Annotated in this window: 16 protein-coding genes; 3 read left to right on the top strand and 13 right to left on the bottom strand. The window is 60.8% G+C overall.

Going from position 1 to position 14,644, the window contains the following annotated elements; all coding sequences use genetic code 11:
- Window positions 1-5: 5 nt before the first annotated feature.
- From IEV40_RS02910 to IEV40_RS02885, 6 genes are all read right to left on the bottom strand, one after another.
- Complete coding sequence (locus IEV40_RS02910) at window positions 6-878, bottom strand: energy transducer TonB (RefSeq protein WP_188419448.1); 873 nt, start codon at window positions 876-878, stop codon at window positions 6-8.
- Between the two features lie 22 nt (window positions 879-900).
- The gene (locus tag IEV40_RS02905) at window positions 901-1,338 is read right to left on the bottom strand and encodes an ExbD/TolR family protein (protein WP_188419447.1); all 438 of its coding nucleotides are present in this window, start codon (window positions 1,336-1,338) and stop codon (window positions 901-903) included.
- Between the two features lie 9 nt (window positions 1,339-1,347).
- Window positions 1,348-2,034 carry a protein TolQ gene (gene tolQ / locus IEV40_RS02900; RefSeq protein WP_188419446.1) on the bottom strand — a complete coding sequence of 229 codons (687 nt, stop codon included), beginning with the start codon at window positions 2,032-2,034 and terminating at the stop codon, window positions 1,348-1,350.
- 206 nt (window positions 2,035-2,240) lie between these two features.
- Window positions 2,241-2,663: a tol-pal system-associated acyl-CoA thioesterase gene (gene ybgC / locus IEV40_RS02895; RefSeq protein ID WP_188419445.1), complete on the bottom strand. Its 423-nt coding sequence runs from the start codon at window positions 2,661-2,663 to the stop codon at window positions 2,241-2,243.
- Window positions 2,664-2,686: 23 nt separating this feature from the next.
- The gene (locus IEV40_RS02890; RefSeq protein WP_188419444.1) at window positions 2,687-3,442 is read right to left on the bottom strand and encodes an SDR family NAD(P)-dependent oxidoreductase; all 756 of its coding nucleotides are present in this window, start codon (window positions 3,440-3,442) and stop codon (window positions 2,687-2,689) included.
- A 54-nt stretch (window positions 3,443-3,496) separates the two neighbouring features.
- Window positions 3,497-5,020: a leucyl aminopeptidase gene (locus IEV40_RS02885; protein WP_188419443.1), complete on the bottom strand. Its 1,524-nt coding sequence runs from the start codon at window positions 5,018-5,020 to the stop codon at window positions 3,497-3,499.
- A 40-nt stretch (window positions 5,021-5,060) separates the two neighbouring features.
- Here IEV40_RS02885 and lptF point away from each other — a divergent pair, with 40 nt between their 5' ends.
- From lptF to IEV40_RS02870, 3 genes are read left to right on the top strand one after another with little or no spacing between them, the layout of a single operon-like run.
- Window positions 5,061-6,191, top strand: coding sequence for an LPS export ABC transporter permease LptF (lptF, locus tag IEV40_RS02880; protein ID WP_188419442.1), 1,131 nt, complete (start codon window positions 5,061-5,063; stop codon window positions 6,189-6,191).
- Window positions 6,188-7,336, top strand: a complete 1,149-nt coding sequence (gene lptG / locus IEV40_RS02875) for an LPS export ABC transporter permease LptG (protein ID WP_188419441.1) — start codon at window positions 6,188-6,190, stop codon at window positions 7,334-7,336. Before lptF ends, lptG begins: the two co-directional genes overlap by 4 nt.
- Complete coding sequence (locus IEV40_RS02870; RefSeq protein WP_188419440.1) at window positions 7,336-7,713, top strand: sirohydrochlorin chelatase; 378 nt, start codon at window positions 7,336-7,338, stop codon at window positions 7,711-7,713. The genes lptG and IEV40_RS02870 overlap by 1 nt, the downstream gene beginning before the upstream one ends.
- 31 nt (window positions 7,714-7,744) lie before the next feature.
- On the opposite strand, the gene cobA is transcribed toward IEV40_RS02870, so the two are convergent.
- The 7 genes from cobA to IEV40_RS02835 are packed head-to-tail and all read right to left on the bottom strand — an operon-like array spanning window position 7,745 to window position 14,553.
- Window positions 7,745-8,500: a uroporphyrinogen-III C-methyltransferase gene (cobA, locus tag IEV40_RS02865; RefSeq protein WP_188419439.1), complete on the bottom strand. Its 756-nt coding sequence runs from the start codon at window positions 8,498-8,500 to the stop codon at window positions 7,745-7,747.
- 30 nt (window positions 8,501-8,530) lie between these two features.
- Window positions 8,531-9,850, bottom strand: coding sequence for a sulfate adenylyltransferase subunit 1 (locus tag IEV40_RS02860; protein ID WP_188419438.1), 1,320 nt, complete (start codon window positions 9,848-9,850; stop codon window positions 8,531-8,533).
- Window positions 9,850-10,785: a sulfate adenylyltransferase subunit CysD gene (gene cysD, locus IEV40_RS02855; protein ID WP_188419437.1), complete on the bottom strand. Its 936-nt coding sequence runs from the start codon at window positions 10,783-10,785 to the stop codon at window positions 9,850-9,852. The genes IEV40_RS02860 and cysD overlap by 1 nt, the downstream gene beginning before the upstream one ends.
- Before the next feature lie 17 nt (window positions 10,786-10,802).
- Window positions 10,803-11,561: a phosphoadenylyl-sulfate reductase gene (locus IEV40_RS02850; protein WP_188419436.1), complete on the bottom strand. Its 759-nt coding sequence runs from the start codon at window positions 11,559-11,561 to the stop codon at window positions 10,803-10,805.
- The gene (locus tag IEV40_RS02845) at window positions 11,558-12,082 is read right to left on the bottom strand and encodes a DUF934 domain-containing protein (protein ID WP_188419435.1); all 525 of its coding nucleotides are present in this window, start codon (window positions 12,080-12,082) and stop codon (window positions 11,558-11,560) included. Before IEV40_RS02845 ends, IEV40_RS02850 begins: the two co-directional genes overlap by 4 nt.
- A complete protein-coding gene (locus IEV40_RS02840; protein WP_188419434.1) occupies window positions 12,075-13,769 on the bottom strand; it encodes a nitrite/sulfite reductase in 1,695 nt (564 codons plus the stop codon). Before IEV40_RS02840 ends, IEV40_RS02845 begins: the two co-directional genes overlap by 8 nt.
- Window positions 13,770-13,779: 10 nt before the next feature.
- Window positions 13,780-14,553, bottom strand: coding sequence for a sulfite exporter TauE/SafE family protein (locus IEV40_RS02835; RefSeq protein ID WP_188419433.1), 774 nt, complete (start codon window positions 14,551-14,553; stop codon window positions 13,780-13,782).
- Window positions 14,554-14,644: the final 91 nt, after the last annotated feature.

Raw genomic sequence — 14,644 nt, 5'->3', positions numbered from 1 at the left:
GGGTCTCACTGGTCTTTGGGTTTGTGAACAACGGTCAGACGGCTGGGTCTGTTGCCCGACTGGTCTTTAGGGAAAGGTTGCGAACGTTCGATTGCGCGCTTGACCGCCTCGTCGAAACCGGGAATGCCGGACGATTTGCGCATGGTAAGGCCGCGCAGCGAACCGTCGGGCAGCAGTTCGACATCGAATTCCACCGCAGGATTCCCGTTCAGGTTTTCCGGCACGTTGAATGTCGTGTTGTTGCGAATTATCGCAGCGATCTTTTGCATGTAGCTGGCGTCGGCGCGGCCGCTGCCGGTCGACTTCGCGGCCTGGCCGGTGCCGCCGCTGCCGACGGCGCCACTCAGACGCTTCATTTCCTCGGCGCGCGCCTGCTCGCGCAGCTTGGCGTCAATCGCGTCCTGCTTTTTCTTTTTCTCCAGCTCGGCTTTTTTCTTTTCGTCAGCCTTTTTCTTTTCCTCGGCCAGCTTGCGCTCCTGCTCTTCCTTCTGTTTCTTCTCTTTTTCGAGTTTTTCCTGCTTGGCGAGCTGATCCTTGCGTTCCTGTTCCTTGCGCTTTTTTTCCTGTTCCAGCGCGATATCGACTTTCGGTGGAGGCGGCGTCACCGGCTTGGGTTCCGGTTTCGGCGTTTCCTTCACGACCGGTTTCGGTTCGGGTTTGGGTTCCGGCTTTGGTTCCGGTGCGGGCGGCAGCGGCGCGGCTTCGCGCGCCTGCATGTCCCAGATCTCGGCCTTGATGGCTTGCGGCGTTTCGCTCTGCCAGTCGATGCCGATCCAGAAGAACAGCAGCAATGCGAAATGGACGGCGGCGGCCAGCGTGATGGCACGCCAGCGGCCGGGTTCTTTCGGTACGGAGTAAGGCTTGTCGCGGTCAGTCATGAAGGCAGTTCATCGAGTCAGTTCATCGGGTAGCGAGTCCGACACGATCGATTCCAATTTTTTTTGCTTCCGAGATGGCCTGGATCACTTCGTCGTACTTGATCTCCTTGTCGGCGGCGATCATGACGGGCATCTCGGGATGGTCGGCGTGCAGTGCCTGCAGTTTTTGCGCAAGCTCGGCACGGTTGGAGGCGGTTTCCTTGCGTGGCGCGCCCTTGCCGCCGGCGATCACCATGGTTGCCGATGCATCCGGCTTCAGGTCGATGCGGATGTATTCGGTCGGCGGCTGCGTCGATTGTGCGGCGTTCGGCAGCTGGATCTCGCCCGGATCCTTCATTGGGGCGGAGACCATGAAGATGATCAGCAGCACCAGCATCACGTCGATGTAGGGGACGACGTTGATTTCCGACTTGAATTTGCGTGTGCGTCCGCCGCGCAGGCCTCCGGAGGAAAGTGACATGGCCGCTCCTTACCGCGCCTGCCGCTGCAGGATGTTCAGGAATTCCTCGACGAAGGTCTCGAAGCGGATCGAGAGCCGGTCGATGTCGTGCGAATAGCGGTTGTAGGCGACTACGGCCGGGATCGCGGCGAACAGGCCGATCGCGGTGGCGATCAGCGCTTCGGCGATGCCGGGTGCGACGGCCGCCAGCGTGGCCGACTGCACGTTGGCCAGGCCGCGGAAGGCGTTCATGATGCCCCAGACCGTACCGAACAGGCCGACATAAGGCGAGACCGAACCGACCGAGGCCAGAAAGGCAAGGTGCGATTCCAGCGCATCCATTTCGCGCTGGTAGGCGGCGCGCATCGCGCGGCGGGCGCCGTCGAGGCGGGCGCTGGCATTGAGCGTATCGGTCGAGGCGCGCGCCTTGTTGAATTCGCTCATGCCGGATTCGAAGATGCGCTCCAGTGCACCATTGTCGCTGCGGCGGCGCGATGACGTGGCTTCGGCATATAGCGCGTTCAGGTTGCCGCCGGACCAGAAGGCGCGTTCGAATTCCTCGGTCTGCGCTTGTGCATTCTTGATCGTGAACATCTTGCGGAAGATGTAGGTCCAGCTCATGACGGAGACGCCGAGCAGAAGCACCATGACGAGCTGCACGAGCACCGAGGCGTTGGTGATGAGATGGACGAAGGAGAGGTCTTGGGTGACGGTCATGTTGTGCTTGCGAGGTCGATGTTGGTCGTCAATGATGTTGTACTGCGCGTGTTGTACTGTGTATCGTGATGCCTGTCGTGGCCGATGCCGGCCGGATGCGGTCAAACCGCCATTCTACGCGTTGCCGGCAACGTATTCGCATGCGTACTGGTTGACAGGCGTGATTTTGTCTTGCGCCATGCCGGTGCGTACCGTGGCAATGCTTCTTACGGACGGTCAAGCTGTTGGATGGCTGCGAGTACCTCCGCCGGAATTTCGCTGGGCCGGAAGCGCTGCGCATCCACACAGCCCACTTTGATGCGTCCGGTGGCAAGCAGTTCTTCGCGGCCGTCCACAAGGCGAAAAGCCTGCTGGACGAACTGCACCGAGGCGCGACCCATCTTTTCGACTACGACAGTCAATTTCAGTTCATCGTCCAGCCGCGCCGGCGCGTGATAATCGAGCGCGGTGCTCTTGACGACGAACATCGCGCCGTGGGTCGCGGTCATGATCTGCTGGCTGATGCCGGCGGCGCGCAGCCATTCGGTGCGCGCACGTTCGAAGAATTTCAGGTAGTTGGCGTAGAAGACGACGCCGCCGGCGTCGGTATCTTCATAGTAGACGCGGATGGTCCACGTGAAATCGGGCATGGTATTAGGTGCAGGAGTCAGGTTCAGTTCGCCGAAGGCGTACGTTTGATGTTCATCGGCCCGAAGCCCTGGCAGGTCGGCATCACCTCGATGTGATTGACGTTGACGTGCGACGGCAGCGTGGCGATCCAATAGGCGGTTTCGGCGATGTCGGCGGCCGACAGCGGTGTCGTGCCTTCATAGACCTTGGCGGCAGCCGCGTCGTCTTTCAGGCGCACGTTCGAAAATTCGGTGCCGCCGGCCAGACCCGGCGCGATATTCGACGAGCGTACCGGCGTGCCGACCAGATCGGCGCGCAGGTTGCGCGAAAACTGGTCGACGAAAGCCTTGGTTGCGCCGTAGACGTTGCCGCCGGGGTAAGGGTGCGCGCCGGCGCCCGAGCTGATGTTGATGATGTGGCCGCGGCCGCGTTCCAGCATGCCGGGCAGCAGGAAGCGTGTGATCGTGACCAGCCCCTTGCAGTTGGTGGCGATCATGGTTTCCCATTCTTCCAGCGAAGCCTGCTGTGCCGGCGCCACACCGAGCGCGAGGCCGGCATTGTTGATCAGCACGTCGATCTCTTTCCAGTCGGCCGGCAGCTTGTCGAGCGCGGACTGGATGGACGTGCGATCGGTGACGTCCATGACAACCGGCAGCAGCGCTGGACCGATTTCGGCGGCCAGCGCATCCAGCCTGTCCTTGCGGCGGCCAGCAGCGATCACGCGGTGGCCGTGACGGGCGAATTTGCGCGCCATTTCGGCGCCGAAACCGGAGGTGGCGCCGGTGACGAGAACGATCATGGTTTTCCCCTGCAAAATGAAACCGGCCGCGTCTGGCGCGGCCGTTGTGTCGGATCAGCGTGTCGGTTTGTTATCCGATTGCGCGCGGTTGATCAGGAAGGTCGTCAGCAGCGGCACCGGACGGCCGGTCGAGCCTTTTGCAGCGCCGCTCTTCCATGCGGTGCCGGCGATGTCCAGATGCGCCCACGTGTATTTCTTCGTGTAACGCTCGAGGAAGCAGGCCGCAGTGACGGCACCGGCTGGCGGGCCGCCGATGTTGGCCATGTCGGCGAAGTTGGATTTCAGCTGTTCCTGATAGCTGTCCTCGATCGGCATGCGCCATGCGGTGTCGCCCGCCTGCTTGCCGGCGGCCAGCAGTTCGTTCGCCAATGCATCGTGCGCGTCGTCGCTGCGCGTGAACAGGCCGGAATTGTGATGGCCGAGCGCGGTGATGCAGGCGCCGGTCAGCGTGGCGACGTCGATCACGGCGGCCGGCTTGAAGCGTTCCGCATAGGTCAGCGCGTCGCACAGCACGAGGCGGCCTTCGGCGTCGGTGTTCAGGATCTCGATGGTCTGGCCGGACATCGAGGTGACGATGTCGCCCGGCTTGGTGGCGCTGCCGGACGGCAGGTTTTCGCAGGACGGGATCAGCATGAAGACGTTCAGCTTCAGCTTCATCTCGGCGATCGTGCGCATCGTGCCGAGCACGGAAGCGGCGCCGCCCATGTCGTATTTCATCTCGTCCATCGCCGCACCCGGCTTCAGCGAAATGCCGCCGGAATCGAAGGTGATGCCCTTGCCGACCAGCACGATGGGCGCATCCTTGGATTTGCCACCCTTGTGCTTCAGCACGATGAACTTCGGCGGCTGCACGCTGCCGTTGGTGACGGACAGGAAGCTGCCCATCTTCAGTGCTTCGAGCTGTTTGCGATCGAGGATTTCGACTTCCAGCTTGAATTCCTTGGCGATCTTTTTCGCTGTATTCGCCAGATAGGTCGGCGTGCAGACGTTGGCCGGCAGGTTGCCGAGATCCTTCGTCAGATCCATGCCGTTGGCGACGGCGGTGGCTTGCGCGATGGCTGCCTTGGCGGCATCGGCCTGCGCTGCCGGCACGGCGAAGGCAACCTTGCCGACGCCGGCCGGCGCAGGTTCCTTCTTGCTCTTCAGCGTATCGAAGCGGTAGGCGGCTTCGCGTGCGGCCAGTACGTAGCTGCGCACGGCCCATGCCGTGTCGCGCGTCTTGACGACGTCGAACGGCAGCGCCAGCGTCGCATCGCCGGCGCCCAGCGCGGAAAACGTACGCGCAACGGCTTGCAGCGATGACAGAAAATCCTTTTCCGTCACGCCGTCTTCCTTGCCGAGGCCGACCAGCAGCACGCGTTCGGCATTCGCACCTGAGAGGTTGCGTAGAAGCAGGGTGGAACCGGCCTTGCCGGTGATGTCGCCGGACTTCAGCGCGGCGCTGATTTCACCCTTGCCGTCGAGGGCACGGGCAGCGGAAGAGATGATCTTGTTTTCGAAGACGGCAACGGCGATGCAGCCCGTTTTCAGACTGGCGAAGCCGCTTTTTGCGTCCAATGGTTTTATGCTAAAGTCCATGCGTTGCTCTCCTTGACGATACCTCGATTATAGCCTTCCGATGATTTTTCAGCGCGCGCTCCGACGCGACTTGCTTAGTACCGCTGGCGCCGTCTTCACCACACTCTTCACGATCACGATCACGATCACGCTGATCCGGATTCTGGGCCAGGCCGCGGGCGGCAAGATTGCATCGGGAGACGTCGTCGCGCTGCTCGGTTTCTCCGCACTCAACTATCTGCCCATCATCCTGAACCTGACCGGCTTCGTCGCCGTGTTGCTGGTCGTCACGCGCAGCTACCAGGATTCGGAAATGGTGGTCTGGTTCGCTTCCGGCCTCAGCCTGTCGCGCTGGATCAAGCCGGTGCTGATGTTTTCTCTGCCGCTGGTGGCGACGACTGCCGCACTCAGTTTTTTCCTCACGCCATGGTCCAACCAGCAGAGCGCGATCTACAAGGAACGCTATGCGAATCGTGAAGACATCGCGCGCGTGTCGCCCGGCAAGTTTCAGGAATCGTCGTCGGCCGATCGCGTGTTCTTCGTCGAAGGCGTGACCGGCGATTCGACGCGCGTCAAGAATGTCTTCGTCAGCAGCCAGCGCAACGGCAAGACCAGCGTGGTGGTGGCGAAGGAAGGCACGGTCGAGGTCGACAAGAACGGCGACAAGTTTCTAGTCATGAGCAAGGGCCGCCGCTACGACGGCGTGCCGACGCAATCCGATTTCGAATTGATGGAGTTCGACCGCTACGGCGTGCTGGTCGGCCGTCAGTCGCAGGCTACGGTCGGCGATACGTCGGCACGTGCACTGCCGACCATCGAGCTGATCCGCAATCGTTCCAACTTCAACGACGGCGAACTGCTGTGGCGCATGTCGCTGCCGCTGATGGGCGCGTTGCTGATGCTGCTGGCGATTCCGCTGGGTTTCGTCAATCCTCGCGGCGGGCGTTCCGCCAACCTGCTGATTGCGCTGTTCCTGTTCGTCTTCTACAGCAACATGCTGAACTATGCGCAGGCAACCGTGGTGCAGCAGAAATCGACCTTCCTGTTTGCATGGTGGCCGGTGCATCTGGTCGCCGGCATCGTGATCACGGTGTTCTTCCTCTGGCGTCTGAAGGTCAATAGCCGCTGGCATCCGCTTGCGGTCTGGTCGAAGTTCAAGCGTGCGTTGCTCGGCCGGAGGATGGCGGCATGAAGATACTGCAGCGTTACTTTGCGCAAGAGATCGGCCGCAACGTCCTGTTCGTGCTGATCGCCTTCCTCGCGCTGTTCGCCTTCTTCGACATGGTCAACGAACTGAAGTCGATCGGGCGCGGCGGTTACACCTTGCAGCAGGCGACTTTTTACGTGTTGCTGGGATTGCCCGGTTACGCCTACGAATTGATGCCGATTGCTGCGTTGATCGGTTCGATCTGGGCGCTGTCGCAGTTCGCGGCGCGTTCCGAATTCACGATCATGCGCGCCTCCAGCATGTCGACCGGCATGGCCGGCATGATCCTGGTGAAGATCGGCGTAGTGTTCGCGCTGGCGACATTCGTGCTGGGCGAGTTTGTCGTTCCCTATACAGCGACGGCAGCAGAAAGAGTGCGTCTGGAAGGAATGGGACGGTCGGTGTCGCAGGAATTCCGTTCCGGTCTGTGGACCAAGGACGTGATCCGCACCGACGGGCTTACCGGAGAACAGATCGGCTCGCGTTTCCTGAACATCCGCACGGTGAAGCCGAACGGCCAGATGAGCGGCATCAAGATCTACGAATTCAACAACAATTTCCATCTGCTTTCGCTGATCACCGCCGCGCAGGCCGAATATCGGGGCAACAACACGTGGGAGTTGTTGAACGGCGCCGAGGCACGGTTCGCCGAAAACGAATTACAGAACGTGACGACCGCAGCCGAGCTGACGACAGCCATCTCGACATCCAAATTCGACAGCAGGAAGATGGTTTCGGAAGTCACGCCGGAAATCCTGTCGGTGGGCTTTTCCGACCCGGAACGCATGTCGGCAATCGATCTGGTCAGCTATACGAAATACCTTTCCGAGAACAAGCGCGATACGGTGCGTTACGAAATAGCCTTCTGGAAAAAAATCGTCTACCCATTTGCGGCATTCGTGATGATGGCGCTGGCGCTGCCGTTCGCCTATCTGCATTTCCGTTCGGGCGGTGTCAGCCTGAAGATTTTTACCGGCATCATGATTGGTGTCAGCTTCCAGATGATCAACAGCTTGTTCTCGCATCTTGGCTTGCTGAATACCTGGCCGCCATTCGCGACGGCGATCATCCCCAGTTTGCTGTTCATGCTGACGGCGATTGCGGCATTGATGTGGGTGGAGCGTCACTGATGGACGGCCGGCGCGCGCTGGTGCTGTTTGCGCATGGTGCGCGCGATCAGCGCTGGGCGGAGCCTTTTCGCCGTCTGCAGAATATCGTACAGGCGCATTCGCCGAAACTGGTCGTCGAACTGGCTTTTCTCGAATTGATGTCACCGCGTTTGCCGGAACTGACGATGGCGCTGGCGGGGCAGGGCGTGACAGATGTGACGATCGTGCCCGTCTTCCTCGGTCAGGGCGGTCATGTGATGCGGGATTTGCCGGGCATCGTCGAGGAGCTGCAACGTACGCATGCCGGCATGCAATTCCACGTGGCAGGCGCCGTCGGCGAGGACGACAGCGTGCTGCAGGCGATGGCAGCTTACTGCCTGCAGTCGATCCAGGACTGAAGATACTTTTTGCAGGAAGCCAACCGACTTCTCAGGATTGCCGGGACTTTTTGTACGGTGACGTTTCGCGTTCTGCCATCGCTGCACCTATCATCACCAGCACCGGCCCCTGTCTTTCTCCCAATCCCTGTTCCAGATCGTGCAAGGTCATGCGCGAAATGCGTTCGTTCGGCAGGCTGCAGTTCTCGACGATGACGACCGGCAGCATTGGTGAACGTCCCTGTTCCAATAATTTCTTTGCAGTGACGACAGCCTCACGGCCCCCCATGTATTGAATCAGCGTGTCGGTGCTCGGCAGCGTCAGCAGATCGGGTTCGCCCGGTGCCGTGGCGGAGGTAAAGAAGGCGATGCTGCGAGCGATGCCGCGTTTGGTCAGCGGCTGCAGCGTGGAAGCGGCAGCGGCGAATGCTGTGGTGATGCCGGGAATCACTTCGATGGCGATGCCGTGCGATTCAAGCGCCGTCAGTTCTTCATCGGCGCGGCCGAACAGCATGGGATCGCCGCCTTTCAATCGCACGATCAGTTTGTATTTGCGTGCGCAGTCGATCAGCAATTCGTTGATGGCAATCTGTGCCGTCGAACGCTGTCCGCTGCGCTTGCCGACGGCAATCTGTTCCGCCTGCGCGCATAGTGCAAGTACCTCTTGCGTGACGAGTGCGTCGTACAGAACGACATCGGCTTGCGCCAGGATGCGTACTGCGCGTACCGTCAAAAGATCGGCGGCGCCGGGACCGGCGCCGATAAGATAGACCTTGCCGGTTTCGGGCGCCGCCGTGTGCTGCGTCATGATGTGCTGCCGATGGCGATCAGCGATCGATCAGAGGCGGATCATGCCTGCTGCCACCGTCTGATGCGTGACTTCATCGATCAGGATGAAGGCGCCGGTCGAACGGCTGGCATCGTAGGCATCGGCTGCCAGCGGCTGCTGCACGTTGATCGAGACGGTTGCGATACCGTTCAGCTTGACTTCGTCGGCAGCGTGGCGCTGCTGCGTATTGATGTCGAGCAGCGATTCGATCTTCGATACGCGTGCGGCGACCTGGCGCGTCGTGTGCTTGAGCCAGTACTTGCGACGCAGGTCCAGCGGTTCTTCGGACAGCCAGCAGATTTCCGCAGTGACGTTCTTCAGCAGTGTGGCCGGACGTGCGGCTTCTGCCAGCATGTCGCCACGCGAGATGTCCACGTATTCGTCCAGCAGCAGCGTGACCGATTGACCGGCGGTCGCTTCGTTCAGCGTGCCGTCGAAGCTCTGGATTTCCTTGACCGTGGCGCTCTGGCCGCCCGGCTGCACGACGATCTTGTTGCCCTTGGCGATGCGGCCGGCTTCGATGCGGCCCATGTAGCCGCGGAAGTCGTTGGCTTCATGGCCGTTGTGGCGCGCGACCAGTTGCACCGGGAAGCGGAACGGCTCACCGCAGTCTTCGTCGTAGACGGACAGCGATTCCAGCAGCTCGATCAGTGTCGGGCCCTTGTACCACGGCAGGTTGTCGCCGCTGACGACGACGTTGTCGCCGGCCAGGGCCGACAGCGGAATCGGGCGGATGTCCTTCAGGCCCAGCGTGTTGGCGAATTCCGTGTAGGCGGCAACGATACGGTCGTAAACGCTCTGATCGTAGTTGACCAGATCCATCTTGTTGACGGCGACGATCACGTGCTCGATCTGCAGCAGGTGCGCAATGGTCGAGTGGCGCTTGGTCTGGATCAGCAGGTCCACGCTGCCGTCGTCATTCAGCTTCACCTTCGACACGTCGATCAGGATGATGACGGCGTCGGCGGTCGAGGCCCCGGTCACCATGTTGCGCGTGTACTGCTCGTGTCCCGGCGTGTCGGCGATGATGAACTTGCGCTTCGGCGTGGCGAAATAGCGATAGGCGACGTCGATCGTGATGCCTTGCTCGCGCTCCGCTTCCAGGCCGTCGGTCAAGAGCGACAAGTCGATCGTGTCGCCGACGGTGCGTTTGTTCTTGGCACGCGAAACAGCGGCCAACTGGTCGGCGAAGATACCCTTGCTGTCGAACAGCAGGCGGCCGATCAGCGTGCTCTTGCCGTCGTCGACGGAGCCGGCGGTGATGAAGCGCAGCAGGCCGCGCTCGGCCGATTGGTGTTCCGCCACGGCGGTGTTCAATTGGGCGCTCATCAGAAATATCCTTCTTTTTTACGTTTTTCCATCGATGCTTCGGAAGTCTGGTCGTCCATGCGGGTTGCGCCGCGCTCGGTGATTTGCGTGACGGCGGTTTCGGCGATGATGGCCGAGACCGAATCCGCATCCGACGAAACCGGGCAGGTGCACGAGATGTCGCCGACAGTACGGAAACGCACGGTTTGCGTCTCGACCGTTTCGCCTTCTCTGGCTGGCGTCAGCGGTGTCAGCGGTACCAGCAGGCCGTTGCGCGGAATCACCTGACGCTGATGCGCGAAGTAGATCGACGGCAGTTCCAGTTTTTCGCGGGCGATGTATTGCCAGACGTCGAGTTCGGTCCAGTTCGAGATCGGGAACACGCGCATGTTTTCGCCCGGATGGACGCGGGTGTTATACAGATCCCACAGTTCGGGACGTTGTGCCTTCGGATTCCATTGGCCGAATTCGTCGCGGAACGAGAAGATGCGTTCCTTCGCGCGTGCCTTCTCTTCATCGCGGCGTGCGCCGCCGATGCAGGCATCGAACTTGTGTTCGGCGATGGTTTCCAGCAGCGTGACGGCCTGCGCCGCATTGCGCGAATCGGTCTGCGGATTGCGCAGGCGCACGGTGCCGCGCTTCATCGAATCCTCGACATGACCGACGATCAGGCGCTCGCCGAGTTCTGCCACGCGCTTGTCACGGAACTGGATCACTTCGTCGAAGTTGTGGCCGGTATCGATGTGCACCAGCGGGAACGGGAATTTGCCCGGACGGAAAGCCTTTTCGGCCAGACGCAGCAGGACGACCGAATCCTTGCCGCCGGAAAACAGCAGCGCAGGGTTCGAGCATTCAGCGGCGACCTCGCGCATGATGTGGATCGCTTCCGACTCCAGCCAGTCCAGATGCTTGCTGCTGGCGGCGTCGAGAAAGTGTTTGTCGACTGCAGTGTTCATGAGATTCTCAACAAAAATTAAGCAGAGGGTGAAACCGATTTAATGCGGATCAGCTTGCCGTCGACGACGTGCAGGCCGCATTCTTTCGAGTCCGCGTTTTCCCACCACCAGCGGCCGGCGCGAACATCCTCGCCGGGCTGGATGGCGCGTGTGCAGGGTTCGCAACCGATCGACGGATAGCCGCGATCGTGCAGAGCGTTGTACGGCACGTTGTTGCTGCGGATGTAATGCCAGACGTCTTCTTCCGACCAGTCCGCCAGCGGGTTGAATTTTTCCATCGCGTGCGCATCGTCATGCTCCTGCACGTTCAGTTCCGCACGTGTCGTCGATTGCGCGCGGCGCTGACCGGTGATCCAGGCGCGCTTGCCTTGCAATGCGCGGTTCAGCGGCTCGACCTTGCGGATGTGGCAGCATTCCTTGCGCAGTTCCACGCTGTCGTAGAAGGCGTTCAGGCCTTTGTTCTTGACATACGCGTCGACGGCTTCCGGCTGCGGACGATACAGTTCGACGTCGTAACCGTAGGTTTCCTTGATCTTGTCGATCACGGCGAGCGTTTCCGCGTGCAGGCGGCCGGTTTCCAGCGTGAAGATGCCGATGCGGTCCTGCAGGTTGTGACGCAGCACGATATCGGTCAGCACCTGGTCTTCCGCGGCCAGGCTGGATGCCAGCACGGCCGGCGCGAATTGATCGGCGACGCGTTGCAGCGTCTCGACGGTTTTCGCTACCAGGGCATCGAAATCGACGCTGTGCGCGGCAGTGGATGCGTCGTTTATCATTTCGGTGCCACAGCCTGGCGATCGACGCGGCGGAACAAGGGCGACTTCCGATCCACCGAGATCTGGTAAGCCTCGGAAAAATCGGTCAGCGCTTTCAGCGCGTCGTGAATGTTACGGTCCGGGCGCGTTGCGAAGGCATTGAAGCCGACGCGCTGCATGTAGAACATCTGGTCGCGCAGCACATCGCCGATCGCGCGCAGTTCGCCTTCGTAACCGAGGCGCGTGCGCAGGTTGTAGGCGATCGAATAGCCGCGGCCGTCCGAGAATTTCGGGAAATCGACAGCGATCACCGCGAATTTTTCGACTTCGCCTTTCAATTCTTCCGGACGTTCGTCGCTGGCGATCCACACACCGATTTCAGCGCGGCCCTGCAGCGCCTCGCGCTGCGTCTGCCATACCACCAGCGGCACGATGATCTTTCCGTTCGGGACGCTTACGCCTTCCGGCGTTTCGCCTTCGGCCAGACGCAGTACTTGCCAATCGTCATTGACGATGACCTTGTCCTTGATGATTTCACGCATATGCATCCTCGCCGGCGTTCTGTTGAATATTGATCGGGGTGGCGTAGACGTGCGTCTTGAACGGTTCGACGCCGACGCGGCGCACGGTGTCGATGAAGCGTTCGCCGTCGACACGGTTCGTCACATAGGTCTGCAGCAGGCGGCCGATGACTTCCGGCACCTGTTGCGCCGAGAACGACGGGCCGATGATCTTGCCGATCGCGCTTTCATTGCCTTGCGCGCCGCCCAGCGAAATCTGGTACCACTCGGAACCGTCTTTGTCGACGCCGAGAATGCCGATATTGCCGATATGGTGATGGCCGCAGGCATTGATGCAGCCTGACATGTTCAGTTCGATTTCGCCGATGTCGTGCTGGAAGTCGATGTTCTCGAAGCGTTCGGTAATCGCTGCAGCGATCGGCAGCGACTTGGCATTCGCCAGCGAGCAGAAATCGCCGCCAGGGCAGCAGATGATGTCGGTCAGCAGGCCGATGTTCGGCGTGGCGAGCTGGTGCGACTTCGCTTCCTGCCACACGGTAAACAGGTCGGCCTGGCGCACGTCGGCCAGCACCAGGTTCTGCTCGTGCGTGACGCGCAGTTCGCCGAAGCTGTAACGGTCAGCCAGATCGGCGACGAAGTCCATCTGCTCGGCGGTGGCATCGCCCGGCGGCACGCCCGGTTTTTTCAGCGACAGCACGACGGCTGCATAGCCTGGCACCTTGTGGGGCTTGACGTTGCGCTTCATCCAGTTGTCAAAGCCCTTGTGCTCGCTGCGCTGTTGCTGCAGCAAGGCGTCTTCGTTTGCCAGTACGGCATACGATGGCGGTGCGAAGTAGGTAGAGATACGCGCGACTTCGTCTGCCGTCAGCGTGCCCGGACCATCGGCCAGATCGGCCCATTCGGCTTCGACCTTGCTGGCGAATTCTTCCGGTCCGATTGCCTTGACGAGGATCTTGATACGCGCCTTGTATTTGTTGTCGCGGCGGCCGTACTGGTTGTAGACGCGCAGGACAGCTTCGATATAGGTCAGCAGGTGCTGCCACGGCAGGAATTCGCGGATCACGCTGCCCAGAATCGGAGTGCGACCGAGACCGCCGCCGACCATCACGCGGAAACCGAGTTCACCCTGTTCGTTCTTGACGACGGTGATACCGATGTCATGCATCGCAGTCGCGGCACGGTCTTCGGCAGCGGCGTTGAAGGCGATCTTGAACTTGCGCGGCAGGTAGGCGAATTCCGGATGGAAGGTGCTCCACTGACGTACCAGCTCGGCATATGGACGCGGATCGACCAGTTCGTCCGGCGCCACGCCGCAGAATTCGTCGGCGGTGGTGTTGCGCACGTCGTTACCCGAAGTCTGGATCGCGTGCATCTCGACGGAGGCGAGATGTTCGAGGATATCCGGTGTCTTTTCCAGCTCGATCCAGTTGAACTGGATGTTCTGGCGCGTCGTGAAATGGCCGTAGCCGCGGTCGTAGGCGCGTGCGATATGCGCGAACATGCGCATCTGCTTCGATGCCAGCAGGCCGTACGGCACTGCGATGCGCAGCATGTACGCATGGCGTTGCATGTACAGGCCGTTCTGCAGGCGTAGCGGCAGGAATTCCTCTTCCGTCAATTCATCCGCAATGCGGCGGCGCACCTGATCGCGAAACTGCGCGACGCGCTCCTTGACGATTTGATGGTCGTATTGGTCGTAGCGATACATCTTGATGTCCTCAAAAAACGAGCTTGATAGCGACGGTCGTCAGCGTGGTGGCCAACAGGACGCGCAGGATTTTTTCCGGTATCGCCCGCGATACCAGCGAACCCAGCGTAATGCCCGGCACCGAGCCCACGAGCAGGGTTGCCAGCAATACCCAATCGATGGATCCGAGCCACCAGTGGCCCAGCGCCGCAATGGCGGTCAAGGGCACGGCATACGCGATATCGGTACCGGCGATTTCTGCCGGTGTCAGGCGGGGATAAAGCAGAACCAGAATCGTCGCGCCGATGGCACCGGCGCCGATCGACGAGATTGTAACCAATGTGCCGAGAATCGCGCCAGAAAGAATCGTCGCGAACACCAGTTTGCCGCCGTGCAGCTGGCGATTCGGATGCTGCGCCATCCAGTTCTGCAGGCGCGTGCGGAAGATCAGCGCGATCACGGTCAGGAATACCGAGCCGGCGATCGAGTAGCGGATGATATGCGCGGCTTCGTCGCCGAGGCCGCCGAAATGCTTGAGCGCGAAGGTGGTCACGACGGCGGCCGGCAGCGCGCCCAGGCACAGCAGCTTGACGATGTTCCAGTGCACATTGCCCTTGGAACGGTGCGCGGCGGTGCCGGCGATCTTGGTCACGGATGCGAAGGCGAGGTCGGTACCGACCGCGACCGACGGCGAAACGCCGAACAGCAGCGTCAGCAGCGGCGTCATCAGCGACCCGCCGCCCACGCCCGTCAGACCGACCAGCAGGCCGACGGCGAATCCGGAAACCATATAAGAAACAGACATAAGACCTCGCGCAAAGTAGGGCGAATGGTAATAAACTTATGTCTTATTCCAAACTACATACTAATTATTTGCTTATATGCGATTTGTTTAT

The sequence above is a fragment of the Oxalicibacterium solurbis genome, assembly GCF_014635845.1.
Lineage (GTDB): Bacteria > Pseudomonadota > Gammaproteobacteria > Burkholderiales > Burkholderiaceae_D > Oxalicibacterium > Oxalicibacterium solurbis.
Note: the sequence above shows the minus strand (reverse complement) of the source record. Positions and strands in the feature narration are given on the sequence as shown.

Bases quoted from the DNA above. Each gene is read 5' to 3' on its own strand.
- IEV40_RS02910 (WP_188419448.1), bottom strand. From the start codon at position 878: ATGACTGACCGCGACAAGCCTTACTCCGTACCGAAAGAACCCGGCCGC.
- IEV40_RS02905 (WP_188419447.1), bottom strand. From the start codon at position 1,338: ATGTCACTTTCCTCCGGAGGCCTGCGCGGCGGACGCACACGCAAATTC.
- tolQ (WP_188419446.1), bottom strand. From the start codon at position 2,034: ATGACCGTCACCCAAGACCTCTCCTTCGTCCATCTCATCACCAACGCC.
- ybgC (WP_188419445.1), bottom strand. From the start codon at position 2,663: ATGCCCGATTTCACGTGGACCATCCGCGTCTACTATGAAGATACCGAC.
- IEV40_RS02890 (WP_188419444.1), bottom strand. From the start codon at position 3,442: ATGATCGTTCTCGTCACCGGCGCCACCTCCGGTTTCGGCGCCGAAATG.
- IEV40_RS02885 (WP_188419443.1), bottom strand. From the start codon at position 5,020: ATGGACTTTAGCATAAAACCATTGGACGCAAAAAGCGGCTTCGCCAGT.
- lptF (WP_188419442.1), top strand. From the start codon at position 5,061: ATGATTTTTCAGCGCGCGCTCCGACGCGACTTGCTTAGTACCGCTGGC.
- lptG (WP_188419441.1), top strand. From the start codon at position 6,188: ATGAAGATACTGCAGCGTTACTTTGCGCAAGAGATCGGCCGCAACGTC.
- IEV40_RS02870 (WP_188419440.1), top strand. From the start codon at position 7,336: ATGGACGGCCGGCGCGCGCTGGTGCTGTTTGCGCATGGTGCGCGCGAT.
- cobA (WP_188419439.1), bottom strand. From the start codon at position 8,500: ATGACGCAGCACACGGCGGCGCCCGAAACCGGCAAGGTCTATCTTATC.
- IEV40_RS02860 (WP_188419438.1), bottom strand. From the start codon at position 9,850: ATGAGCGCCCAATTGAACACCGCCGTGGCGGAACACCAATCGGCCGAG.
- cysD (WP_188419437.1), bottom strand. From the start codon at position 10,785: ATGAACACTGCAGTCGACAAACACTTTCTCGACGCCGCCAGCAGCAAG.
- IEV40_RS02850 (WP_188419436.1), bottom strand. From the start codon at position 11,561: ATGATAAACGACGCATCCACTGCCGCGCACAGCGTCGATTTCGATGCC.
- IEV40_RS02845 (WP_188419435.1), bottom strand. From the start codon at position 12,082: ATGCGTGAAATCATCAAGGACAAGGTCATCGTCAATGACGATTGGCAA.
- IEV40_RS02840 (WP_188419434.1), bottom strand. From the start codon at position 13,769: ATGTATCGCTACGACCAATACGACCATCAAATCGTCAAGGAGCGCGTC.
- IEV40_RS02835 (WP_188419433.1), bottom strand. From the start codon at position 14,553: ATGTCTGTTTCTTATATGGTTTCCGGATTCGCCGTCGGCCTGCTGGTC.